This window comes from Serratia sp. HRI, from assembly GCF_010119335.3.
GTDB classification, from domain to species: domain Bacteria; phylum Pseudomonadota; class Gammaproteobacteria; order Enterobacterales; family Enterobacteriaceae; genus Serratia; species Serratia nevei.
Map to the genome: position 1 here is coordinate 5,389,698 of NZ_CP083690.1, position 21,952 is coordinate 5,411,649.

23 protein-coding genes are annotated in these 21,952 nt (G+C 61.8%); 9 read left to right on the forward strand and 14 right to left on the reverse strand.

All coding sequences use genetic code 11. The features are described from left to right. Positions 1–52 precede the first annotated feature (52 nt). Positions 53–1,489: an SH3 domain-containing protein gene (locus tag GF111_RS25840; protein ID WP_147190448.1), complete on the forward strand. Its 1,437-nt coding sequence runs from the start codon at positions 53–55 to the stop codon at positions 1,487–1,489. Positions 1,490–1,554: 65 nt separating this feature from the next. Here GF111_RS25840 and GF111_RS25845 read toward each other — a convergent pair whose 3' ends face one another. After that, the gene (locus tag GF111_RS25845; protein WP_060435033.1) at positions 1,555–2,307 is read right to left on the reverse strand and encodes a hypothetical protein; all 753 of its coding nucleotides are present in this window, start codon (positions 2,305–2,307) and stop codon (positions 1,555–1,557) included. Positions 2,308–2,564: 257 nt separating this feature from the next. Here GF111_RS25845 and GF111_RS25850 point away from each other — a divergent pair, with 257 nt between their 5' ends. Further along, entirely contained in the window at positions 2,565–3,593 is a 1,029-nt protein-coding gene (locus tag GF111_RS25850; protein WP_147190450.1) for a transporter, read from the forward strand. Here GF111_RS25850 and GF111_RS25855 read toward each other — a convergent pair whose 3' ends face one another. The 9 genes from GF111_RS25855 to GF111_RS25895 form a co-directional block, all read right to left on the reverse strand. After that, positions 3,594–4,127 carry an SRPBCC family protein gene (locus GF111_RS25855; protein WP_147190452.1) on the reverse strand — a complete coding sequence of 178 codons (534 nt, stop codon included), beginning with the start codon at positions 4,125–4,127 and terminating at the stop codon, positions 3,594–3,596. It lies immediately after the preceding gene. Positions 4,128–4,130: 3 nt separating this feature from the next. Beyond that, a complete protein-coding gene (locus GF111_RS25860) occupies positions 4,131–4,478 on the reverse strand; it encodes a helix-turn-helix transcriptional regulator (RefSeq protein ID WP_004938187.1) in 348 nt (115 codons plus the stop codon). Between the two features lie 82 nt (positions 4,479–4,560). Beyond that, positions 4,561–5,787, reverse strand: coding sequence for a Zn-dependent hydrolase (locus GF111_RS25865; RefSeq protein ID WP_047730658.1), 1,227 nt, complete (start codon positions 5,785–5,787; stop codon positions 4,561–4,563). Continuing rightward, positions 5,784–6,275, reverse strand: coding sequence for an L-2-amino-thiazoline-4-carboxylic acid hydrolase (locus GF111_RS25870; RefSeq protein ID WP_147190453.1), 492 nt, complete (start codon positions 6,273–6,275; stop codon positions 5,784–5,786). Before GF111_RS25870 ends, GF111_RS25865 begins: the two co-directional genes overlap by 4 nt. 18 nt (positions 6,276–6,293) lie before the next feature. Further along, on the reverse strand, positions 6,294–7,397 hold the full coding sequence (locus GF111_RS25875) for a branched-chain amino acid ABC transporter substrate-binding protein (protein ID WP_370633557.1): 1,104 nt from the start codon (positions 7,395–7,397) through the stop codon (positions 6,294–6,296). A gap of 81 nt (positions 7,398–7,478) precedes the next feature. Continuing rightward, a complete protein-coding gene (locus tag GF111_RS25880) occupies positions 7,479–8,192 on the reverse strand; it encodes an ABC transporter ATP-binding protein (RefSeq protein WP_147190457.1) in 714 nt (237 codons plus the stop codon). Continuing rightward, positions 8,185–8,955, reverse strand: a complete 771-nt coding sequence (locus GF111_RS25885) for an ABC transporter ATP-binding protein (protein ID WP_038880179.1) — start codon at positions 8,953–8,955, stop codon at positions 8,185–8,187. Before GF111_RS25885 ends, GF111_RS25880 begins: the two co-directional genes overlap by 8 nt. Continuing rightward, entirely contained in the window at positions 8,952–10,064 is a 1,113-nt protein-coding gene (locus GF111_RS25890; RefSeq protein WP_048234060.1) for an ABC transporter ATP-binding protein, read from the reverse strand. Before GF111_RS25890 ends, GF111_RS25885 begins: the two co-directional genes overlap by 4 nt. Positions 10,065–10,074: 10 nt before the next feature. Next, positions 10,075–11,025 (reverse strand): branched-chain amino acid ABC transporter permease, encoded by a 951-nt coding sequence (locus tag GF111_RS25895; RefSeq protein ID WP_038880173.1) that lies wholly within the window; start codon positions 11,023–11,025, stop codon positions 10,075–10,077. A gap of 169 nt (positions 11,026–11,194) precedes the next feature. Between GF111_RS25895 and GF111_RS25900 the strand changes: the two genes are divergently transcribed. Then, positions 11,195–12,124, forward strand: a complete 930-nt coding sequence (locus GF111_RS25900; protein ID WP_038883177.1) for a LysR substrate-binding domain-containing protein — start codon at positions 11,195–11,197, stop codon at positions 12,122–12,124. On the opposite strand, the gene GF111_RS25905 is transcribed toward GF111_RS25900, so the two are convergent. Beyond that, entirely contained in the window at positions 12,121–13,440 is a 1,320-nt protein-coding gene (locus GF111_RS25905; protein ID WP_038880164.1) for an AAA-associated domain-containing protein, read from the reverse strand. The genes GF111_RS25900 and GF111_RS25905 overlap by 4 nt on opposite strands. A 12-nt stretch (positions 13,441–13,452) precedes the next feature. After that, a complete protein-coding gene (locus GF111_RS25910) occupies positions 13,453–15,192 on the reverse strand; it encodes an ABC transporter permease subunit (RefSeq protein WP_038880161.1) in 1,740 nt (579 codons plus the stop codon). 240 nt (positions 15,193–15,432) lie between these two features. Between GF111_RS25910 and GF111_RS25915 the strand changes: the two genes are divergently transcribed. Together GF111_RS25915 and GF111_RS25920 are read left to right on the forward strand one after the other, a co-directional pair. Further along, positions 15,433–17,313: a potassium transporter Kup gene (locus GF111_RS25915; RefSeq protein WP_038880158.1), complete on the forward strand. Its 1,881-nt coding sequence runs from the start codon at positions 15,433–15,435 to the stop codon at positions 17,311–17,313. A 94-nt stretch (positions 17,314–17,407) separates the two neighbouring features. After that, a complete protein-coding gene (locus GF111_RS25920) occupies positions 17,408–17,710 on the forward strand; it encodes a cupin domain-containing protein (protein ID WP_047730662.1) in 303 nt (100 codons plus the stop codon). Here the strand turns inward: GF111_RS25920 and GF111_RS25925 are convergent. Next, positions 17,707–17,853: a hypothetical protein gene (locus tag GF111_RS25925; protein ID WP_154235546.1), complete on the reverse strand. Its 147-nt coding sequence runs from the start codon at positions 17,851–17,853 to the stop codon at positions 17,707–17,709. The genes GF111_RS25920 and GF111_RS25925 overlap by 4 nt on opposite strands. Positions 17,854–17,920: 67 nt before the next feature. Between GF111_RS25925 and GF111_RS25930 the strand changes: the two genes are divergently transcribed. Further along, complete coding sequence (locus GF111_RS25930; RefSeq protein WP_224217783.1) at positions 17,921–18,292, forward strand: LysR family substrate-binding domain-containing protein; 372 nt, start codon at positions 17,921–17,923, stop codon at positions 18,290–18,292. A gap of 42 nt (positions 18,293–18,334) precedes the next feature. Here GF111_RS25930 and GF111_RS25935 read toward each other — a convergent pair whose 3' ends face one another. Continuing rightward, positions 18,335–18,925, reverse strand: a complete 591-nt coding sequence (locus GF111_RS25935) for a TetR/AcrR family transcriptional regulator (RefSeq protein ID WP_038880150.1) — start codon at positions 18,923–18,925, stop codon at positions 18,335–18,337. Positions 18,926–19,065: 140 nt separating this feature from the next. Between GF111_RS25935 and GF111_RS25940 the strand changes: the two genes are divergently transcribed. The 3 genes from GF111_RS25940 to GF111_RS25950 are packed head-to-tail and all read left to right on the forward strand — an operon-like array spanning position 19,066 to position 21,932. Beyond that, entirely contained in the window at positions 19,066–20,121 is a 1,056-nt protein-coding gene (locus tag GF111_RS25940; protein WP_038880147.1) for a sugar phosphate isomerase/epimerase, read from the forward strand. Positions 20,122–20,146: 25 nt separating this feature from the next. Next, the gene (locus GF111_RS25945) at positions 20,147–21,043 is read left to right on the forward strand and encodes an alpha/beta fold hydrolase (RefSeq protein ID WP_038880144.1); all 897 of its coding nucleotides are present in this window, start codon (positions 20,147–20,149) and stop codon (positions 21,041–21,043) included. Further along, positions 21,030–21,932: an alpha/beta hydrolase gene (locus GF111_RS25950; RefSeq protein ID WP_147190459.1), complete on the forward strand. Its 903-nt coding sequence runs from the start codon at positions 21,030–21,032 to the stop codon at positions 21,930–21,932. The genes GF111_RS25945 and GF111_RS25950 overlap by 14 nt, the downstream gene beginning before the upstream one ends. The last annotated feature ends 20 nt before the right edge of the window (positions 21,933–21,952 follow it).

Sequence of the window (21,952 nt, forward strand, 5' to 3'; positions counted from 1 at the left end):
TTTCTCTTCAGGATAAAGAACGGACTTTAACCTGTCACGGAGTGGATAACGCATGCTTAATGGAATAAAACCGCTGTGCCTGACTCTCTTGCTGTTGCTGTTGCTGTCGGCCTGCTACAGCGCGTCGGTCAGACCGCCACCTCACGACGCCACGGCGTCTGCCCCTATCGATCCTACCAAGTCGCTTTTTCCGTTGGACAAATATTCGCAGTCTGTCGATCAATGGCTGCCCCCCGGCCCGCAGCGGCAGGTCGCCGTGCTGGATGACGCTGCGCAGCAACGTCATTTTTCTGCCCTCAAATCCCACTATTTTGGCATGGGGCCGAATGAGGAGTCCCCCTGGAATCCGCATTACATCGCTTCCGTCTTGAGCCGTGAAGCGGAAAGCCACCGTGATGCCGCAATGGATAAGTATCTTGGAAATGACAGCGTTTCCTGGGGGGAAAACTTCAGGACCCACGCTGAGCGCTGGAAACAGCAGGTCAGGAATAATGCGTCTGTCGGCATTGACAAGGCTTATCATTCTTCGGCCAGAGGTATTGCGACTAGGGAAACGCTGGTCAGGATGTTGCCGACAGACGATCCGGCTTATGACGATCCGCGTCTGGCAGGGCAAGGTTATCCCTTTGATAATTTGCAGGACTCTTCTATCCGCCCCGGTACACCGGTATACGTTGTGACGGAAAGCCGCGATAAACGCTGGAAATACGTCATATCGCCTACGGTGATCGGCTGGGTGCATAGCGAAGATATCGCGGCGGCGGATCGGCGGTTTGTCAGCGAATGGCTGGCGCTGGCAGGGAAAAATTTGGGGGCATTCATTCAGCAGCCGGTGTCGGTACAAGAAGGGGAACTGTTTTATTTTACGGCGCGTCATGGCACGGTTCTGCCATTTTACCGCCATCGGCAGGGCGTTTTTAGCGTCGCCGTGCCGGTACGCCGGGAGGAGGGGCGCGCGCAAATTCGCCGGATCGATTTAACGGAGGGGGAGTTTGCCGCCATGCCGTGGCGAATGACGCCAGACCATCTTGCCACGCTGATGCGTTCGATGAGCGGCAGGCCCTACGGCTGGGGGAATGATAACTTTAATAATGACTGCTCGGCCGAACTGCGCAGCCTGTTGATGCCTTTCGGGGTGTTTCTTCCCAGGAATTCCGCCGCGCAGATAGAGGCGGCAAGCCGAGTGGTCGATCTCAGTCAGGCGAACACGGATGAGCGGCTGCGCTATCTCAAGGAGCATGGCAAGCCGTTCACCACGCTGGTCTACATTCCGGGCCATATCATGCTGTATATCGGCAATGCGGCGATTAACGGCCGGAGTGTCCCGATGACGTACCAAAATATCTGGGGCCTGCGCCCGGCAGATTCAAAAAGCCGCAGCATTATCGGCGGCGCAGTCTTTTTCCCGCTTCTGGCTACCTACCCGGAGGATCCTGAACTGACCTCACTGGCGGGCAAGGCGCAGTTTAAACTGGGTTTTATTGAGTAACGTCTGAATGCCTATCAAGTGGCCGCCTTGACGGTCTCTTGATAGGCGAGGGCAAACGGGGTGTGTTAATTGCCTAGCCTGTTTTTGATGATTTTATTATGTTCATCCGTCAGGTTGGCGTAATTCCAAATAAACAATCCGCCAAGATTAAAATCCAGAACCTGATCGATAAAGTAATTTAAATTCCAGTCGGTCAATCCCCGGGTCGTCAGGGCCAGAATGCATTTTTTATTCTCGGCGCCGTTGGCCAACGATTGTTTTAATGCCGGGATGACATTGGCGAGAATATCGTCATTGCTCCACATCGCTGCGGCATAGCAGTAATGAATAAAGCGATCGCACTGGCCTGACAGGATGATTTTTCTGACTTTCTCGTTGAGCTTTTTACCATTTTCCGTATTGGGATGATTGTAGGAATAGCCGGCAATAAAACCCAGGCTGGTCTCTTTTCGGGCCTCTTTTAGCCGTTTCATGGCTTCGATGACCCGTTCGGTGTTCATATTGCATTCGTCATCAAAATCGACGCCGTCCCAGCCCCGGTCTACCGTGGCCTCGACGATCCTCAACACTTCATCCTCATTTGCCGGCTTTTGCTGTGGGGAGCATCCGCCGCCGCCATAAACCCAGAGCGTCTTTCCTTTAAAACCGGGGAGAGTATCGGGTTTGTTTTGCTTTTCCGGGCTCCATCCTGGATGCGCTGATGTGCCCGTGGTCAATCCATCAAGGTTAGTGACCATGCCATACATCATGACATCGAACTCTTTGAGAGGCTTGCCAGTCAGAGACTGGCTCCATCCGCCTGTAATAAACGTATTCATTGTTGTTATCTCCTTATTGGTCGTGTTCCTTAAGTAAATATGTCTTGCGTGATGGAGGGTACCAGTCTCTATATTCATGTTGCCATTGTGCAGTCGCTGAGCGGGCAAGGGATGAAAACGATGTTGAATGGCGATGAGGTTTTTATGACGAAAATATTAATTATCGGGAACGCTGAAAATCATTAACGCCGATAGATAAAGATTGCTATAACAGCGGGGGCGATCTGGGTTAACGGCGAGAGGCAGGATAAGGCGTTATGGTGCAACGGTTAGCGGAAAAGATGCACAAGCTGGATTTCGATGATGAAGTGACCGGGCTGATCTACGGCCATGCGTTTCGTTCCGGTGAGCCGCCGGCGCGCCTGAACTCGCAGCAGGTTTGCCAGGCCTACCAGGCGTTGCCGCCCGGCGACGGTTTTATCTGGCTGCACCTCAATCTCAACCACGCGGCGGCGGAGAAGTGGCTGAAAAATCATTTCGCCATTTCCGATTTTTTCTTTCACGAGATTCGCCACGGCTCCCACACCACGCGCATCGAGCGCCAGGGCGACGATCTGTTCGCCGTGCTCAACGACGTGATTTTCCACCCCGAGAACAGTAACCCGGAGACGGCGACGCTGTGGCTCTATTGCTGCCGTGGGCTGGTGGTCACCGTGCGTCACAAACCGGTGCGACTCATTGAACGGCTGCTCGGCCGCCTGACGGCGCTGCAGCTGGCCTCGTCCACTGAGCTGCTGGCGCACCTGCTGGAAGAGCAGGAAGACGTGCTGGAACAGGTGGTGCGGCAGGCCAACCAGTATGTCGATACCATTGAGGACCGCTTGTTGATCCGCCGCGTCAAACGCAACCGCACCGAGCTGGGGCGCATGCGCCGCATGTTATTGCGCTTTCAGCGCCTGCTGGCGCCGGAGCCGGCCGCGCTGTTTCGCCTGTTGCACCGGCCGCCGACCTGGCTGAGCCGCGAGGTGGTACAGGATCTGCGGCAGTTTACCGAAGAGTTCACCGTGGTATTGAACGATCTCTCCAGCCTGACCGAACGCATCCGGCTGCTGCAGGAGGAGCTGGGCGCCAAGCTGATGGAGCAGAATAACCGCACGCTCTATACGCTGACGGTGATCACCGTGCTGGCGCTGCCGATCAATATCGTCGCCGGTTTCTTCGGCATGAACGTGGGGGGGATCCCGCTGGCCAGCAATCACCACGGTTTTATCCTGCTGGTGTTGCTGGTCGGCAGTTTTACGCTGATCGCCGGTTATCTGGCGTTCAGGCGCAGGGACGAGACGTAATTACAGGCGGGCGCGGTACTCTTCTTCCAGCCGGGCATGGGTGCTCCAGAACGGCTGCGGCGCTCGATCGTGCAGGCGATCCAGCAGGATATCCAGATGGGTGTGCCAGCCGCCGGCGACGCTGAGCATTTCGTCGCGGTTGGCCAAGCGCCGGTGGGTGACCGTCAGCAGCACGGCGCTTCCCTGTTCCGTCAGTTCGAAAGTTACCTCGGAAGGGCGGCCCTGATCCTGTTCGGCCCAGGTAAAGCTCAGCAGGCGCGGCGGGAACAGGCAGGTGATGTGGCCGCGGTTGCTGACGCAGCCGCCGTGCTGTTTGTACTTGGCCGGCGGTGGTTCGTGCTCGCCCGCCAGATCGGAGTTGCGAAACTCCAGCTCCAGCGGCGCGCCGTTTTCCAACGTCATGGCGCCGGCCGCCAGCCAGGTGGCGCGTTTGTCGGATTCGGTCAGGTAGACCCACACCCGCTCGATGGGGCCGGGCAGCAGCCGCTGGATGCGCAGCGTGCCGGGTTCGATAATCATGCCGTAATCATTCATGGTTCACTCCTTGGGAGGAAGCTGTTCGGGCTGCAGCAGCGCCTGTTCGAGCGCATCCAGCCGTTCAGTCCAGAAATGTTCATAGGTTTGCAGCCAGTGCATGGCCTGCGCCATAGGCTCGGGTTCGAGCCGGCAGATATGGTTTCTTCCTTGCACGGTGCGTTGCACCAGGCCCGCATGTTCCAGTGCTTTTACGTGCTTGGAGGCGCCGGCGAACGACATCTGCAGCGGCGCGGCCAGTTCGCCGATGCTGCGCTCACCGCCGGCCAACGCGCGTAACATCGAACGGCGGGTCGGATCGGCCAGCGCATGAAAAATGGCGTCCAGCTGTGAGGAAGATAATTCAACCATATGGTTGAATATAGAACAGGCGGGCTAATATTCAACCGTTTTGTTGAATATTTTTTGCCCCGGCGAAAAACCGGGGCGAGGTTCAGGCGTCGGCGTGTGCCAGCAGCGCGTTCAGCAAGACGTCGGCACCGGCGGCGGCCCAGGCGGGGGTGATATCTTCCCGTTCGTTGTGGCTGATACCGTCCACGCAGGGAATGAAAATCATGGCGGTCGGCGCGACGCGATTAAGATAACAGGCATCGTGGCCGGCGCCGGAAATCATGTCGCGATGGCGATAGCCCAAGGCTTGTGCGGCGTGGCGTACGCTGTCAATGCAGCCCCGATCGAAAGCGATCGGAGGATACTGAAAGATGCGCTCGGCGCGAGCGGTCAGGCCGCCGCCGTTGATTTGGTTTACCGCCGCCAGCAGGCGCTGCTCCATCTGCTCCAGGGTTGCCTCCTCTGGATGACGGAATTCGACGCTGAAAAAGACCCGGCCCGGCACCACGTTGCGTGAATTGGGGGTGATTTGCGCCATGCCCACTGTGGCGCGCGCATCGGGCGCGAAATCCCAGCCGATACCGTTGACCGCCGTCACCAGCTCGGTGAAGCCCAGCAGGGCGTCGCGGCGGCGATCCATCGGCGTGGTGCCGGCATGGGCGCTGAAGCCGACGACTTCCAGCTCGTACCAGCGCTGCCCTTGTGCGGCGGTCACGACGCCGATGTCGAGGTGTTCCGCTTCCAGAATCGGCCCCTGTTCGATGTGCAGCTCGAAGGCGGCGTGGATCGGCATGCCGCCCACCGGATGCTCACCGGCGTAGCCGATGCGTTCCAGCGCCTCACCGAGGCTGACGCCATGCTCGTCGCGGCGCGACAGGCCGTACTCGAGATCGAATACCCCGGCGAACACCCCGGAGGCGATCATCGCCGGCGCGAAGCGCGCGCCTTCTTCGTTGGTCCAGTTGATCACTTCAATTGCGCGTTCGGTGACGATCTGCCGATCGTTAAGGCTGCGAATAACCTCCAACCCGGCCAGCACGCCGTAGATGCCGTCGAAACGGCCACCCTGGGGCTGCGAGTCGCCGTGAGAACCGGTGACCACCGGCGCCAGCTCGGGCCGCGAGCCTTCGCGGCGCAGGAACATGTTGCCCATCCGATCGACGCGCACGCTGCAACCAGCCTCCAGTGCCCAGAGACGCAGCTGGTCGCGCGCCAGCCGGTCCTCTTCGCTGAGCGCCAGGCGGGTGACGCCGTTGTCGGCGATGGCACCGAACTGCGCCATGGCGAGCAGGCTTTGCCACAGGCGCTCGCCGTTGACCCGATACGTCATTGTTCTTCTCCCGGCGTTTTGGCGGTGTAGCGGAAATCGCAGCAGGGGGCGCCGGACATGATGGTTTGGCTGCGCTGCAGCTCGACATCCGGGGCATAGCCGACGATAAACTGGCTGTCGCGTGCGCAGGAGAGCAGGTGGCCGATTTCCCCCAGCCCCATCTCGTGATACATCTCGGCGTAGCGGCAGCGGGTGACGTTATAGTCGAAGTGCTGTTCGTCCTGGTTGATCACCTCGACGCGCAGCGCATCGTCTTTTTCCCACAGGTACTGCAAGGCGGCGAAGCTGCGCAGATCCGCGCCGTTCGGCTCCTGTGCGGCGAACTGCTTGCCTGCCGCGATGGCGGCATTCTCGATGGCTTCGCCGATCACTGCCTGAGCGTGCACCTTGCCGATTTCACGCACCAGGATCTGGTAGATCGGTTTGATGATCTCCGCTTCGATCTTTCTGCGGGCCAAAATGCCCAATTCGTTGTTTGCACAGCTCATCGCCTTGCTCCTCTTGATTTATTGTGGTTTGGCGCCGCCCAACACGGTTTGCGGCTGCCATTTGCCGTCCACTACCCGGTACAGGGTGAAGCTCGGCTGTTGCAGGTTGCCCTGCGCATCGAAGGCAATGGCGCCGGTCACGCCCTGGTAATGTATAGCGCGCAGTTTCGGCAGGTAATCGGCCGGATTGGCCGAGCCGGCCTGTTCGATGGCGGCGATCAGCACCCGGGTGGCGTCGTAGGCGAAGGGCGCATGCAGTTCGATGTGGGTGTGGTAGCGATCGCGGTAGGCTTGTTCAAACGCCTTGCCGCCCGGCATCTGTTCCAGCGGCAGCCCGGGCTCCAGCGCCACCACGCCTTCGCCTTCCCGCTGCGCCAGCGTCAGGAAGGTCTGGCTGACAAAGCCGCCGGCGCCCATCAGCTGCGCGTTCATGCCCAGCTGTTTCAGTTTGCGTGCCAGCGGCGCCGCCTGGGAGTCCACGCCGCCGAAGAAGATCAGATCGGCGTTTTTGCTGCGCACGGTGGTCAGTACGGCGCTGAAATCGACGGTCTTGTCGTCGACGTACTCGCGGGTGACCGGCTGCACGCCCTGGGCCTGAAGCGATTTGATGAACTCGTCCGCTAGGCCCTGGCCGAAGGCGGTGCGATCGTCGATCACCGCGATGCGCTGGGCTTTCAGCGTTTTCACCGCATACTGCCCGGCATAGTTGCCGCCGTCGTCGTCGTGGCCCATCACGCGGAAGCTGGTGTCAAAGCCTTGTTGCGTGTAGCCGTGGCCGGTGGCGACCGGCGCCACCTGAGCGATGCCGGCGTCGTGGTAGATGCGCGCCGCCGGGATGCTGGTGCCGGTGTTCCAGTGGCCGACCACGCCGGCCACGCCTTCGTCGACCAAACGCTGCGCGACGGCCACGGCGGTGCGCGGATCGGACTGATCGTCCTCGGACAGCAATTTGAAGGTGACCGGTTTGCCGTTCAGCGTCGGCTTTTGCGCGTTGGCGTCGGCGACCGCCAGGCGCGCGCCGTTTTCGAGATCTTTGCCGATGCGTGCGGAAGGGCCGGTCAGCGGCCCGGCCAGGCCGATCAACACGGTGTCGTCCGCCAGCGCCGGAAGGCTCAGGATCATCGTCACGGCGGCCAGCGCCAACGGCTTGATGCGAAAGTTCTGCTGCATGTCATACTCCTGGTGCGGTTAAGGTAGTAACGGTTATTCACCCAAATAGATCTGTTTGATTTTTTCATCGTCCAGCATCTCGGCAGAGCGGCCGCTGTGGCTCAGGCTGCCGCTGTCCAACACATAGGCGCGATCGGTAGACTCCAGCGCCAGGCGGGCGTTTTGCTCGACCAGCAATAGCGTGACGCCGTCACGCACTAACTGTTTGATGACCGAAAAAATGGCCTCCACCACAATCGGCGCCAGCCCCATCGACGGTTCGTCCAATATCAACAGGCGCGGACGGCTGAGCAGCGCACGGCCCATCGCCACCATCTGCTGCTCGCCGCCCGAAAGCAGCCCGGCCGGTTGATGCAGGCGCTCGTTCAGGCGCGGGAAGGTGGCGCATACCCGTTCGAAATCGTGCCGCACCGCCGGTTTGTCACGGCGCGCATAGGCGCCCAGCTGCAGGTTTTCTCGCACCGTCAGGCGGGTGAAAATGCCACGACCTTCCGGCACCATCACCAGCCCCTGTTGCAGCAAGCGGTGCGGCGGCACGCCGCGAATCGAACGGCCGTCGAACAGGATGTCGCCCTCGAACGGCTGCAGCCCGGTCAGCGCCCGCAGGCTGGAGGTCTTGCCTGCGCCATTGGCGCCGATCAGCGTGACCTGTTCGCCGGCGTTGACCATAAAATCGATGCCTTTGACCGCGTGAATGCCGCCGTAAGACACTTTGAGTTGTTTAACGCTCAGCAGGGCTTCAGACATGCGCGCCGCCTCCCAGATAGGCCTGAATGACCGCCGGTTCACGCCGAACCTGCGCCGGTTCGCCTTCGGCAATCGCTTTGCCGTAATCCAGCACCGTCAGGCGATCGCACAGGCCCATCACCAGCTTGACGTCGTGTTCGATCAACAGCAGCGTTTTGCCGCTGTCGCGAATGCGCAGCAGCAGCTCGCGCAGCGCCACTTTTTCTCCGGCGTTCATGCCGGCCGCCGGTTCGTCCAGCGCCAGCAGCCGGGGCTCGGTCGCCAGCGCGCGGGCGATCTCCAGACGGCGCTGGTGGCCGTAGGCGAGATCCCCGGCGCGGTAATGGGCGAATTGGCCGATGCCGACATACTCCAGCAGCGCATGGGCCTTGTCGCGCACCGCCTGTTCTTCCTCCCTGGCGCGGCGGTGGCGGGCGATCGCCGCCCACAGGCCGTTGCGGGTGCGTACGTGGCAGCCGACCATCACGTTTTCCAGCACGCTCATTTCGTTGAACAGCCGCAGGTTCTGGAAGGTGCGAGCGATGCCGGCCTGCGCCACTTTATCGATCGCCTGGGGCCTGTAGCGCTGGCCCTGCAGGCGAAATTCGCCCTCGTCGGCGCGATACAAACCGGTGATCAGATTGAAGCAGGTGGTTTTACCGGCGCCGTTCGGCCCGATCAGGCCGTAGATTTCTCCCTGGCGGATGCTCATGCTGACGTCATCCACCGCCGTCAGGCCGCCGAAGCGTTTGCTGACGTGGTGTAAAGCGAGCAAAGGCGTCATGCGGCATTTCCTCTTAGGCGGCGGGCCGGCCACAGGCCCGCCGGGCGATACAGCATCACCAGGATCAGCGCCAGGCCGTAAAACAGTTGGCGGATAATTTCCGGGTCGATCAGCACCTGGCCGAACAGCGCCTGCTGCAGCGGCCCCATGCTGCTGCGCAGCAGCTCCGGCAGGGCGGCCAGCAGCAGCGCGCCCAGGATCACGCCGGGGATGTGCCCCATGCCGCCGAGCACCACCATCGCCAGTACGGCGATCGACTCTTGCAGGGTGAACGATTCCGGCGACACGAAGCCCTGAAACGCGGCGAACAGCGCGCCGGCCACGCCGCCGAAGGTGGCGCCGATGGCAAAGGCCAGCAGCTTGAAGTTGCGGGTGTTGATGCCCATCGCCCGCGCGGCGTCCTCGTCTTCGCGGATCGCCGTCCACGCGCGGCCAATGCGCGAGTTTTGCAGCCGCAGGCTGATAAACAGGATCGCCAGCAGCAGCGCGGCGAACAGATAGTAATAGAGGTACAGGCCGGAGAAACGCACACCGAACCACTCATGCATGCCGGAAAACTTCAGGCCGAACAGGCTGACCGGGTCGATGCCGGAAATGCCTTTGGGGCCGTTGGTGAGGTTGACCGGGCGGTCGAGATTGCGCATCAAAATACGCACGATCTCGCCGAAACCGAGCGTGACGATCGCTAGATAGTCGCCGCGCAGCCGCAGCGTCGGCGCGCCGAGCAGAATGCCGCACGCCGCCGCCAGCAGGGCCGCCAGCGGGATCAGCCACAGCATCGACAGGTGCAGCCCATCGGGGAACCACTGCAGCAGCAGCGGGAACTGCTGCGTCAGATGCGGTGACGACAGCAGCGCGGCCAGATAGGCGCCAACGGCGTAAAAAGCGATAAAGCCCATGTCCAGCAATCCGGTCATGCCCACCACGATGTTCAACCCGAGCGCCAGCATCAGGTACAGCAGCGCGAAGTCGACGACGCGCACCCAGTAGTTGCCGCCGGCGGCGCCCGCGACCCAGGGCGCCAGCAGCAGGGCGAGAATGAACAGCGTCAGCCCCAGCCTGGCGCGCCGAGGCGTGGCCAGAGGAAGCGAGGAAGTTAAAACGGTCATCGTGATGTCCTCATGCGCGCGTGGCGATGCGTTCGCCCAACAGCCCGGAGGGGCGGAAGACCAGCACGGCGATCAGCACCAGAAACGCGAATACGTCCTGGTAGTTGCTGCCGAATACGCCGCCGGTCAGCTCGCCGAGATAGCCGGTGCCCAGCGATTCGAACAGCCCCAGCAGCAAACCGCCGAGCATCGCGCCGCGCAGGTTGCCGATGCCGCCGAGCACGGCGGCGGTAAAGGCTTTGATGCCGGGCAAAAAGCCCATCGAGAAACCGGCGTTGCCGTAGTTGCTGGCCATCATGATGCCGGCTATCGCCGCCAGCGTGCCGCCGAGCGCAAAGGTCAGAACGATGATGCGGTCAGGACTGATGCCCATCAGGCCGGCGACCTGCGGGTTTTCCGCCGTGGCGCGCATGGCGCGGCCGAAACGGCTGTGTTCGACCAGCAGCCAGAGGCCGGCCATGACCGCCACGGCCACCGCCAGCGTGACGATCGCGGTGCCGGTGATCACCGCCGGCGCATGTTCGGCGCTGCCTGCGGTCAAGGCGATGGGCGTCATCGGCAACAGCTGCGGAAACATCAGGGGATTGCGTGACCAGATCAGCATCGCCAGGGTTTGCAACAGCAGCGAGACGCCGATGCCGCTGATCAGCGGGGCCAGGCGTGGTGCATTGCGCAACCGGCGATAGGCCAGACGTTCGATCGCCATCGAGGTGATGGCGCAGACGGCCATGGCGAACAGGGACGCCAGCAGCAGCGTCGCGTAGGGCGGTAACGCGGGAAAATGATGCTGCAACACGCCGATCGCCGACAGCGCGCTGAGCGCCCCGACCATCAGCACGTCGCCGTGCGCGAAGTTGATGATGCGCAGGATGCCGTACACCATGGTGTAGCCGAGCGCGATCAGCGCATAGAGGCTGCCGAGCATCAAACCGTTGACGGTCTGCTGTACCAGCGTATCCATAGGGAGAGTCCGGAGATAATGAGTCAGGAGGCTCACAGTAGAGAATTTAAAAAAATTGTAAAATACGGAAAAATACTTTCTTATACAAAAAACGAGTGATTTTAATGCTTTGATTTTTATGTATATTAAATAAACCCTTCTCCCGGACTTTCCATAAAACAATCGATATATGAAAAAAACAGAACAGTACGATGAGCCGTTACCGATGCTGCCGAACGATCCGCCGCTGCGCGCCGTGCGGGCGTTCGAGGCCATCGCGCGCCTGGGCAGCATCAGCGCGGCGGCGAAGGAGCTGATGATTTCGCCTTCGGCGGTCAGCCATCAGCTGAAAACGCTGGAGGCATTCTTGCAGATGCCGTTGACCGAAAGGCAGGGGCGCCATCTGGTGCTGCGCGGCGAGGGACGGGAATATTACCGCTCGATCCGCTCGGCGTTTAACGTGCTGCGCCAGGCGACCGAACACGTTCGCGAGCAGTCCGCGTCGCGGCAGGTCACCATCAGCCTGATCCCGCTGTTCGGCATGGGCTGGTTCATTCCGAGGCTGCGCGGCTTTCTGCGCGAAAATCCGGATATCGACATCAATGTGGTTTACGCCAACCACCGCAATTACCTGAGCGACGCCGCCGATCTGTCGATCCGCTTCGGGGTTGGGCAGTGGACCGGCTATCGCAGCGAAAAGCTGATGTCCGGCCAAATGGTGCCGGTGTGCAGCCGGGCATTCAGCAAACTGCACGGTTTGCTCGATACGCCGGATCAGCTGGCGACGCTGCCGCTGCTGCATGACGAGGAGCGTAATACCTGGATGCAATGGTTTCAGCTGGCCGGCGTTAAACGCCCGCTGCGCAGCATCGGGCCGATGTTCGAAGACGGGTTGCTGACGCTGGCGGCGGTGCAGGCGGGATTGGGGTGTGCATTGATGCGCGAGCCGTTAATCGCCCAGTACCTTGAAAGCGGCGAGTTGATCAAAATGTTCGATCTGCCGATAGACGACGGCCGGGATTATTACCTGTGCGCTCGCCTGGATAGCGAACTGTCGCAGGAGAGCGAAAACCTGCGGCAGTGGCTGCGCCGCGAGGCCGATGAGCGCCGGCTCGCTTAAAACTCGACGTCCTCCAGGCTGAAAAACGCCGTTTGATCGTTGTAGGAGAATATTTCGCCGTAACGGCCCCAGTTGATCACCGTATCCAGCGTCTCTTTGGCGGCGCTGTCCGACAGCGAGTCCTCCAGCTCCTGCTCGAAACGCACGCGCGGCGCGCGGTGCCCTGGCCGCTCGTCCAACACGTTTTTGATCAGCGCGGCCAGCGGCACATAGCGCAGCAGATGCTCCGCGAACAGCACTTTGCGCGCCTGAACGTCGCCGTCGGCGAAGGCGCGCGCCGGTGGCGTCAGGAAGATGTCGCCTTCGCGCACGTCGGCGAAGCCCAGCGACTGCAGCACTTCGGCGATGGGAAACAGCTCATCCACCTCCAGATGCAGCGAGAGGGCGATCTCCGGCATGTCGGCGCGGCCGAAATAGGGCGCGGCGGCCAGGGTTTCGATCAGGCCGGCGATCAGGTTGGTGGAAACGTGCGGCAGTCGGGTGCCGAGCTTCAGCCCTTTCTTGACGTTGCCGTCGGTCGGGCGGGCGGTCATCTTGGCGTACACATCGTCTACCAGACGGCGGAACTGCGGATCCAGCCTGTTGCGCGGGTGGCTGAACGGCACCTTGATTTCGGCGATCACCCGGCCGGGGTTGGAGGAGAGCAGCAGGATGCGATCGCACATGAAGACCGCTTCCTCGATGTTGTGCGTGACGATCAGCACCGATTTGATCGGCATTCGCCCCTCGGTCCACAGATCCAGCAGGTCGGTGCGTAGCGTTTCGGCGGTCAACACATCCAGCGCCGAGAACGGCTCATCCATCAGCAGCAGCGTCGGATCCACCACCAACGCGCGCGCAAAGCCTACGCGCTGGCGCATGCCGCCGGAAAGCTCGCGCGGGTAGGCGTTTTCGAAGCCGTCCAGGCCGATAAGATCGATGGCCGCCAATGCCCGCTCGCGCCGTTCGGCAGGGGCGACGCCCAGCGCCTCGAGGCCGGCCTCAACGTTTTGCAGCACCGTCAGCCAGGGGAACAGCGCGAAGGTTTGAAACACCATGGCGACGCCTTTGGCGGGGCCGTTCAGCGGCTGCCCCAGGTAGTTCACCGTCCCGGCGGTGGGGGTAACCAGACCGGCGATGATGCGCAGCAGCGTCGATTTGCCCGAGCCGGAGCGGCCCAGCAACCCGACGATCTCGCCCGCCCGCAGCGACAGATTGACCCCGTCGAGGATCAGCAGCTCGCCGTGTGCCTTGTCATAGCCATGGCTGACCGCGTTGACCGCTAAAATTTCCTCGCCGGGCGAGTGCGTCGCCTGCGTTGGGTGAAGGTCTGACATCTGAACGGCTCCTTAATCGATGCGGAAGCGGGATTCGGCGTAGGCGTAAAGCGGCCGCCACAGCAGACGGTTGAACAGCGTAACGAACAGTGACATCACGGCGATGCCCAAAATGATCTTGGGGAAATCGCCGGCGGCGGTGGTTTCGGCGATGTAAGCACCCAGCCCATGCGCTTTCACCTGGGTGCTTCCCCATTGCACGAACTCTGCCACGATGCTGGCGTTCCAGGCGCCGCCGGACGCGGTGATGGCGCCGGTGATGTAATAGGGGAAGATGCCCGGCAGCATCACCTGGCGCCACCATTGCCAACCGCGAATGTGAAAATTGGCGGCGGCCTCGCGATAGTCGTTGGGCAACGCCGTGGCGCCGGCCACCACGTTGAACAGAATGTACCACTGGGTGCCCAACACGATCAGCGGCGACAGCCAGATATCGGGGTTCAGCCGGAAGTGGACGATGGTGATGACGAACACCGGGAACAGCAGGTTGGCCGGAAACGCGGCCAGAAACTGGGCGATGGGCTGGATCTTCCCGGCCAGCGTCGGGCGCAGGCCGATCAGCACGCCGAGCGGCACCCAGATCAGCGACGACAGGGCGATCAGCACCGCCACGCGCAGCAGCGTGATCAGCCCCAGCACCATCACATGGCCCACGTCATTGAGCGTCACGCCGGTCTGTACATAGAGAATGACGCGCCAGGCGATCGCCAGCGTCAGCAGGATGACGATGGCGCTCCAACACCGATCGATCGTGCGCGAACGCCGCTGCCGTTGGGCGCTATTGCCGCGGCGCAACGGCCGGGCGGGCAGGCTCAGTTTCAGGCGCGCGGTTTTGGCCAGCAGCGCGCCCAGCGGCGTCAGCAGCAGGTGGATCAGGCGCGTGCGGCGCATCAGGTTCAACAGCCAGGAAGTGGGGGCGCTCGCCGAGCGGGTGGTTTCCATGCGGAATTTGTCCGCCCATGCCACCAATGGCCGGAACAGCAGCTGATCGTAGGCCAGGATTACCACCGTCATGGTGAGCAGCACCCAACCTATCGCGGGCAGATCCTGGCTGAGGATCGCCTGCGCGAGATACGCGCCGATGCCCGGCAGCGTAAAGGTGTTGTTGCCGACGGTGATCGCTTCCGACGCCACGATAAAGAACCAGCCGCCGGACATCGACATCATCATGTTCCAAATCAGCCCCGGCATGGCGAACGGCGCATCCAGCTTCCAGAAACGTTGCCACGGGCTGAGGTGAAACCCGCGCGCCACTTCTTGCAGATCGCGCGGCACGGTGCGCAGCGACTGGTAGAAGCTGAAGGTCATATTCCATGCCTGGCTGGTGAAGATGGCGAACATCGCCGCCAGCTCGACCCCCAGCACCCGGCCGGGGAACAGCGCGATGAAAAAGGTGACGGTGAAAGAGATGTAGCCGAGTACCGGCACCGACTGCAGGATATCGAGGATTGGCACCAGCACTTTCTCGGCGCGCCGGCTCTTGGCGGCCAGGGTGCCATAGACCAACGAGAATGCCAGCGCGGCCACCATCGCCACCAGCATGCGCAGCGTGGTGCGCAGGGCGTATTCCGGCAGGTTGGCGGGATCGAGCGATATCGCCTGCGTTTTCAGCGTGACGATCGGTTGCAGAGTTTGATGCAGGCCGATGGCCATCATGGCGATCAGGCCGATGATCAGCGGAAAGGCGATGACGTCCCAGCCATTGGGCAGCAGGCGCCGGGCGGAAACATGGGTGTTGAGCCGGACGTTCATTTCACTTCTCCCACGGCGGGCACAAACAAGAAAGTGACAATCGCATAAGGACTATAGACCATCCGACGCGGGCGATTCTAAACCGTTGCTCACCGGCGGCGGTTTCTGTGCCGCAAACGGGCGATACTGTAACCCGTGAAGATGACGGTTAAGTTATGCTTGTCGCTGCCGTGCGAGTGGCGCGGCGGCAATAAAGTGACAATAATTCCAACTCACAGTGCAAGGCTAAGGAGCGAGCAGATGTCTGTCGTCAATGATACGGAAACCTCGAACAAGACCGGCCTGGCGCCGTTGGCGTTGGGCGCATTGGGCGTGGTGTTCGGCGATATCGGCACCAGCCCGTTGTACACCCTGAAAACCGTGCTGTTTCTCTCCGGCGATGCGCCGTCGGCGCCGGTGATCCTTGGCCTGCTGTCGCTGATTTTCTGGACGCTGGTGATCGTCACCTCGCTCAAATACGCCATGTTCGCCATGCGCATCGGCAACCGCGGCGAGGGTGGTATCATGGCGCTGATGTCGCTGCTGGTCAGCAGGCGGAAATCCCGGCCGCTGGTGCTGTTCGCCGGCCTGTTCGGCGCGGCGTTGATCTACGGCGACGGCGCCATCACGCCGGCCATCTCGGTGCTCTCCGCTCTCGAGGGGCTGAACATCGTGCTGCCGGCGTCGCAGCCCTACATTCTGCCGGCGGCGGTGGTGATTTTGCTCAGCCTGTTCGCCATTCAGCCGCTGGGCACCGCGCGCATCGGCCGCGTATTCGGGCCGATCATGGCGCTGTGGTTCCTGTCGATCGCCGCGCTGGGCGTGTGGGGCATCATCCAGCATCCGGCGGTGCTGTTGGCGCTGAACCCGCTGTACGGCATTCATTTCCTGTTCTCGAACGGGCTGACCAGCTTCCTGGTGCTGGGCGGCGTGTTTCTGTGCGTCACCGGCGCCGAAGCGCTGTACGCCGACATGGGGCACTTCGGCAAACGGCCGATTTGGCTGGCCTGGTTCGGCATTGTGTTTCCCAGCCTGTTGCTCAACTACGCCGGTCAGGCCGCGCTGATTTTGGCCGGCGCCGACGTCACGCAGAACATCTTCTTCCGCCTGTGCCCGCCGGCGCTGCTGATCCCGCTGGTGATCCTGGCTACGCTGGCGACGATCATCGCCAGCCAGGCGATCATCAGCGGGGCGTTTTCGATGACCCGCCAGGCAATCCAGCTGGGGTGGCTGCCGCGGCTGCGGGTTAAACAAACCACCGAGGAAAGCTACGGGCAGATCTACATCGGCGCCATCAACTGGCTGCTGATGGTGGTGACGCTGTTCCTGACGGTGTTCTTCAAATCCTCGGACAATCTGGCCGCCGCCTACGGCATCGCCGTCTCGTTGACCATGATCATGACCACCGGCTTGCTGTTCGTGGCGATGCGCGAGGTGTGGCGCTGGGGGCTGGCTGCCAGCCTGTTGGTGGCGGGGTGTTTCTTCGTGGTCGACCTGAGCTTCCTGACGGCCAACCTGACCAAGGTGTTGCAGGGCGGTTACATCCCGCTGCTGCTGGCCGCCGCGGTCTATACCGTGATGCTGATCTGGCATCGCGGGGTGCTGGCGGCCGTGCGCACCCTTGGCGAGACGACGGTGCCGATCGCGGATTTCCTGGCGAAAATCCAGCGTGAATCCGTGCCGCGGGTGCCGGGCACCGCGGTCTTTCTCACTCGCAGCCTGCAGGGCACGCCGCCGGTAATGAAATGGCACGTCAAACGCAACGGCTCGCTGCACGCCAATGTGCTGGCGCTGACCATTGCCATCGTCAATGAACCGCGGGTATCGAATGCCGAACGCCTGGTGATGCGCGAACTGGCGCCGGGGTTTTGGTGCGGCGTGGCCAGCTACGGCTTTATGGAGCGGCCGAACATTCCGCAGCTGCTGCAGCACGTCGAGGCGCAAAAATGCGGCCTGAACTTCGACGAGGCGACTTACTATCTCGGCCATGAAACCGTGGTGCGCCGCGAGGCGAACGACCGGTTGCCGTCCTGGCAGCGCAACCTGTTCGCGCTGATGGTGCGCAACGGCATGCACGTCACGGATTATTATTACCTGCCCAGCGATCAGGTGGTGGAGATCAGCCGCCGGGTGCCGGTATAGGCCTGGCGGGCATAAGCTACAACCCGGGATTCTTTCCACGCCGGCCGCAGTCGGCGTAGAGTGCTGCTACGTTCGATAACCACAGGGGATACCGATGCTGTTCGATTTAAACCTGCAGGCGGCCGAACTGCCTGAGGCCTGGCGTTCTACCGTGCTGGGCCGCGTCGGTGCGGCCAATATCAAAGTACTGCGCATGGATGAGCGCAGCATTGCGGATGAAGTGCATGATTACAGCGAAGGGCTGCTGGTGATCCGCGGGCAGCTGCGGCTGCAGGTGGCGGGGGAAACGATTGTGGTGCAGGCCGGCCAGCTGTATCAGGCCGCGGCCGGCGTGCCGCACCGCGTGTTGCCGGGCAGCGAAGGTACGCTGGTGATTTTCGATTTGCCCGAAGATTAAGCGCCGTTTTTGGGCTGCGGCGGCGTCAGAAATCTGACAACACCCTGCAGAAAGCGTTGTCTGCCGGCATTATCTCTATCGAGATGGACAAAATGGGTTGCCTCAGGAATGACCAGCTTTTCGGCTGAAGGGGCATCTTTCATGATGGCGTCCACATCTTCAGGCCGGCTCCAGAAATCCCGGCCTGAGTGAATAACCAACACGGGAACGGTGGTTAAGGCCGTTGCGGACTCGCTCTCTGCCCTGGCCGAGGAGCCGTGGATATTATTCCCGGAGCAGGAGGGGCCGGGTCTTTATCGCTCTATTATTGAGGCCTGCGAAAAGGAAGGATTTATGCCTGAGGTTGTTCAGCGAGCCGTACAAATGGAAACGATAGTCGGCCTTGTCGCTTCAGGATTAGGGGTCAGCCTGGTTCCTGAATTTATGCAAAAAAGCGGCTGGGTAAACGTTTCTTTTTGCCCGCTGAGTGGAGAACAGATCCCGTATCAGGTTGCCCTGATCCACAAGCCGGAAAATACCAATCCTTACGTCGCGGATTTTGTCAGAAACGCAGTTCCTCTTCAGCCATACGTCCCCACTTAAAAAGCGCGCCAGGATCTTAGCCGCGTTCGCGTTAAAGAGAGATCAAGCGTTGCCCAGGGTGGTGAGCGCCACGTTCACCGCCGCCATCAATCGCTTTTCTGTGACGCCGTCACGTGCCTGAATCGACAGGCCGTGCAGGAAGACAGCGAAAAAGTCACCCAGACTGTCGGCGTCGGTGTCGGCCGGCAGTTCGCCGGCTTGCACCGCCTGCCGCAGCCGTTCGACGATCTGCTGGGTGCGCTGCAACCGATGCTCAGCCAGCCAGGTTTTGAGCCCGTCGTTTTCCGCACTGACGCTGGCGGCGGAGGAGACTACCATACAGCCCTGCGGCAGATCCGGCCGGCTGTAGAGCCGCACGGCATCTTCCAGCATACGTTGGATCGCCGGGCGAATGCCGCTTTCCTGCGCGAAGGCGCGATCGGCGAAGCCGCCTTCCTCGGTTTCATAACTGGCGATCGCCTCGCGGAACAGCTGCTCTTTGGAGCCGAACGCCTTGTAGATGCGTGCGGAAGCAATGCCCAATTCCGCCACCAGATCCGACATCGAGGTGCCTTCGTAACCCTGTCGCCAGAATAAGTTTCGCGCTTTCAAGAGCGCCTGTTCGCGGTCGAACTCGCGCGGTCTGCCTGCCATTCGCTGCTCCAATTTACGTGCCATTCAGCGACATAGGATCGCTTAAATCGGCGGGAATACCAATGTCTTTATAAATTTCGCTTGCGGTCATCGCGCTTTGCTTCTATTGTTTGTCAATCGACAACCAATAGGAGTTTACGATGAAAACCCTCAAAGGTCCAAGCCTGCATCTCGCGCAGTTCAGCGATGAGAACGCGCCGTTCAACAGCCTGCCCGCCATCGCCGAGTGGGCGGCGCAGACCGGCTTTAGCGCGCTGCAGATCCCGGCCTGGGATCGGCGTTTATTCGACGTGGCCACCGCCGCGGAAAGCCAAACTTACTGCGACGATCTGACCGGCATGTTGGCGGAACAGGGGTTGGTGGTCAGCGAATTGACCAGCCATATCTTCGGCCAGCTGATGGCGGTACACCCGGCTTACGATGCGCTGTTTGACAGCTTCGCGCCGCCGGCGCTGCAGGGCAATCCGCAGGCGCGCGGCGAGTGGGCGCGGCAGCAAATGCTGTTGGCGGTGAAGGCGTCGGCGCGGCTCGGGCTCAGCGAGCTGGGCACCTTTTCCGGTTCGCTGGCCTGGCCCTATCTGTTTCCGTTCCCACAGCGTCCGGAAGGACTGATCGATACCGCGTTCGACGAGCTCGCCAGGCGCTGGCTGCCGGTGCTTAACGCCTGCGACGAGCAGGGGATCAACCTGTGTTACGAAATTCACCCGAGCGAGGATCTGCACGACGGTGTGACATTCGAAATGTTTCATGAGCGCGTCGGCCATCATCCGCGCTGCCGGGTGCTGTTCGATCCGAGCCATATGGTGCTGCAGCAGCTCAACTATCTGGAGTTTATCGATATCTATAAAGAGGTTATCGGCATGTTCCACGTCAAGGATGCCGAGTTCAATCCGACCGGTCGGCAGGGTATTTACGGCGGCTATCAATCCTGGATCGATCGCGCCGGCCGCTTCCGCTCGCTGGGCGACGGCCAGGTCGATTTCAACGGCATCTTTTCACGCCTGACGCAGTACGGTTATTCGGGCTGGGCGGCGCTGGAGTGGGAATGTTGCCTGAAAAACCCGCAGGACGGTGCACGCGAAGGCGCAGCTTTCATTCGCGATCGCATTATCCACGTCACCGACAAAGTGTTCGACGACTTCGCCGGCGCGCCGGTCAACCCACAGCAGATCAATGCCTTGCTTGGCATTCGCTGAGCCTAATCTTTCAGGGAGTTACCCCATGCAATACCTACAGAACGAGGTCCCGTTGGCGGATCTCGCGGCGGAACACGTCTATCTCCAGGTCAACGGCCGGCGCCTTCACTGCGTGGTGGCCGGTGAAGGACGGCCGGTGCTGCTGATCCCCGGCTGGCCGCAAACCTGGTACACCTGGCGCCATGTGATGCAAGCGCTGGCGGCGGCTGGTTTTCAGGCGATCGCCGTCGATCCGCCGGGCATCGGCGATTCTGACAAGCCCGCTGGCGGCTACGACACCGGCAGCATTGGTGCGGCGTTGCACGCAATGATGGCGCAATTGGGCCATGAACGTTACCAACTGGTTGGCCACGACATCGGCATGTGGATTGGATACGCCATGGCGAGCGATTTCCCGCAGGCGGTGGAGCGCCTGGTGCTGACGGAAGCGGTGATCCCCGGCCTGGCGCCGCCGCCGCCGATTTTCGTCGCGCCGGAGGAGAACATTTTCCTGTGGCATTTCATGTTCAACCAGCTGGCGGATTTGCCGGAGACCCTGACCCAGGGGCGTGAGCGGGAGTATCTTGGCTATATCTTCAACCGCTGGTCCTATCGGCGCGATCGGGTGGCGGCGGAGGTGTATATCGCTGCTTACTCAGCGCCGGGCGGCCTGCGCGCCGGATTCGACTATTACCGGGCGATCCCGGAGACCGTGCGGCAAAACCGCCTGCGCGCCGCCACGCCCCTGACGATGCCGGTGTTGACGGTGGGGGCGGAGCACGCCACCGGCGACGCGCCGCTGACGACGCTGCGGGGCAATGCGCACGATCTGCGAGGCGAAACGGTCGCCGGCTGCGGGCATTTCATTACCGAGGAGTGCCATGAGGAATTTATTGCACTGATTACGCCGTTCCTGGCAGGAGAACCCCATGCCGCTCGATGAACGCATTGCCGCTTTTTTGACGGCATCGGCCGATGCGCCGCCCCCCGCATCGCTGGCGGAAATGCGCGCGGCCACGGAAACCGGTTTACGCCGGCTGCAGGGCGAGGCGGAACCGAGCGGCGGCGTCAGGGACTATACGGTGATCGCCGCCGATGGGTATCGGATCGCGCTGCGCGCCTATCTCCCTGCGAGGGAAAACTGCGCCGTCGCGCAGCCGGCAATGCTGTTCGCCCACGGCGGCGGCTGGTGCCTCGGTTCGCTGGCGCTGTACGATCGGCCCTGTCAGGCGCTGGCCAACGCCACCGGCCGGGTGATCCTGTCAGTCGACTACCGTCTGGCGCCGGAATACCCGTTTCCGCAGCCGCTGGAAGATGTCTATCAGGCGCTCTGCTGGGTGGCGCAACAGGCGCCGCAGTTGGGGATCGACGCGCAGCGCCTGGCGGTGGGCGGCGACAGCGCCGGGGGAAATCTGGTGGCGGCGGTCGCGCTGCTGGCGCGGGATCGCGGCGGCCCGCACATCGAGCGCCAGCTGCTGCTGTACCCGGCGCTCAGCCGCGAGATGGCGACGACGAGCTATCGCGAGTTTGCCGAGGGGCACTTTCTGACGCGCGACGCGATGGTATTTTGTTGGCAGCAGTATCTGGCCCAGCGGCGCGATCCCGGCGCCGAGCCGCTGCACGCCGCCACGCTGCGCGGGTTACCGCCGGCCACCATCCTGAGCTGCGAATATGATCCGCTGCGCGATGAGGCCGAGCAGTATGCGCAGCGGCTGCGCGAGGCGGGCGTGCCGGTGCGCTGCGAACGGTTGCCGGGCATGGTGCATGCCTGCATTCACATGCTGGGGCTGACCCCGGCGGCGCGGCGGCTGTTCGAACTGGCTCGCGAGTAAAAAAAAGCCCCGCACTGCGT

Coding starts and splice junctions, on each gene's coding strand:
- GF111_RS25880 (WP_147190457.1), bottom strand. CDS start 8,192: ATGTCTGAAGCCCTGCTGAGCGTTAAACAACTCAAAGTGTCTTACGGC.
- GF111_RS25940 (WP_038880147.1), top strand. CDS start 19,066: ATGAAAACCCTCAAAGGTCCAAGCCTGCATCTCGCGCAGTTCAGCGAT.
- GF111_RS25945 (WP_038880144.1), top strand. CDS start 20,147: ATGCAATACCTACAGAACGAGGTCCCGTTGGCGGATCTCGCGGCGGAA.
- GF111_RS25845 (WP_060435033.1), bottom strand. CDS start 2,307: ATGAATACGTTTATTACAGGCGGATGGAGCCAGTCTCTGACTGGCAAG.
- GF111_RS25890 (WP_048234060.1), bottom strand. CDS start 10,064: ATGACCGTTTTAACTTCCTCGCTTCCTCTGGCCACGCCTCGGCGCGCC.
- GF111_RS25900 (WP_038883177.1), top strand. CDS start 11,195: ATGAAAAAAACAGAACAGTACGATGAGCCGTTACCGATGCTGCCGAAC.
- GF111_RS25925 (WP_154235546.1), bottom strand. CDS start 17,853: ATGAAAGATGCCCCTTCAGCCGAAAAGCTGGTCATTCCTGAGGCAACC.
- GF111_RS25885 (WP_038880179.1), bottom strand. CDS start 8,955: ATGACGCCTTTGCTCGCTTTACACCACGTCAGCAAACGCTTCGGCGGC.
- GF111_RS25920 (WP_047730662.1), top strand. CDS start 17,408: ATGCTGTTCGATTTAAACCTGCAGGCGGCCGAACTGCCTGAGGCCTGG.
- GF111_RS25950 (WP_147190459.1), top strand. CDS start 21,030: ATGCCGCTCGATGAACGCATTGCCGCTTTTTTGACGGCATCGGCCGAT.
- GF111_RS25865 (WP_047730658.1), bottom strand. CDS start 5,787: ATGACGTATCGGGTCAACGGCGAGCGCCTGTGGCAAAGCCTGCTCGCC.
- GF111_RS25870 (WP_147190453.1), bottom strand. CDS start 6,275: ATGAGCTGTGCAAACAACGAATTGGGCATTTTGGCCCGCAGAAAGATC.
- GF111_RS25875 (WP_370633557.1), bottom strand. CDS start 7,397: ATGATCCTGAGCCTTCCGGCGCTGGCGGACGACACCGTGTTGATCGGC.
- GF111_RS25860 (WP_004938187.1), bottom strand. CDS start 4,478: ATGGTTGAATTATCTTCCTCACAGCTGGACGCCATTTTTCATGCGCTG.
- GF111_RS25895 (WP_038880173.1), bottom strand. CDS start 11,025: ATGGATACGCTGGTACAGCAGACCGTCAACGGTTTGATGCTCGGCAGC.
- GF111_RS25840 (WP_147190448.1), top strand. CDS start 53: ATGCTTAATGGAATAAAACCGCTGTGCCTGACTCTCTTGCTGTTGCTG.
- GF111_RS25910 (WP_038880161.1), bottom strand. CDS start 15,192: ATGAACGTCCGGCTCAACACCCATGTTTCCGCCCGGCGCCTGCTGCCC.
- GF111_RS25850 (WP_147190450.1), top strand. CDS start 2,565: ATGGTGCAACGGTTAGCGGAAAAGATGCACAAGCTGGATTTCGATGAT.
- GF111_RS25935 (WP_038880150.1), bottom strand. CDS start 18,925: ATGGCAGGCAGACCGCGCGAGTTCGACCGCGAACAGGCGCTCTTGAAA.
- GF111_RS25855 (WP_147190452.1), bottom strand. CDS start 4,127: ATGAATGATTACGGCATGATTATCGAACCCGGCACGCTGCGCATCCAG.
- GF111_RS25915 (WP_038880158.1), top strand. CDS start 15,433: ATGTCTGTCGTCAATGATACGGAAACCTCGAACAAGACCGGCCTGGCG.
- GF111_RS25905 (WP_038880164.1), bottom strand. CDS start 13,440: ATGTCAGACCTTCACCCAACGCAGGCGACGCACTCGCCCGGCGAGGAA.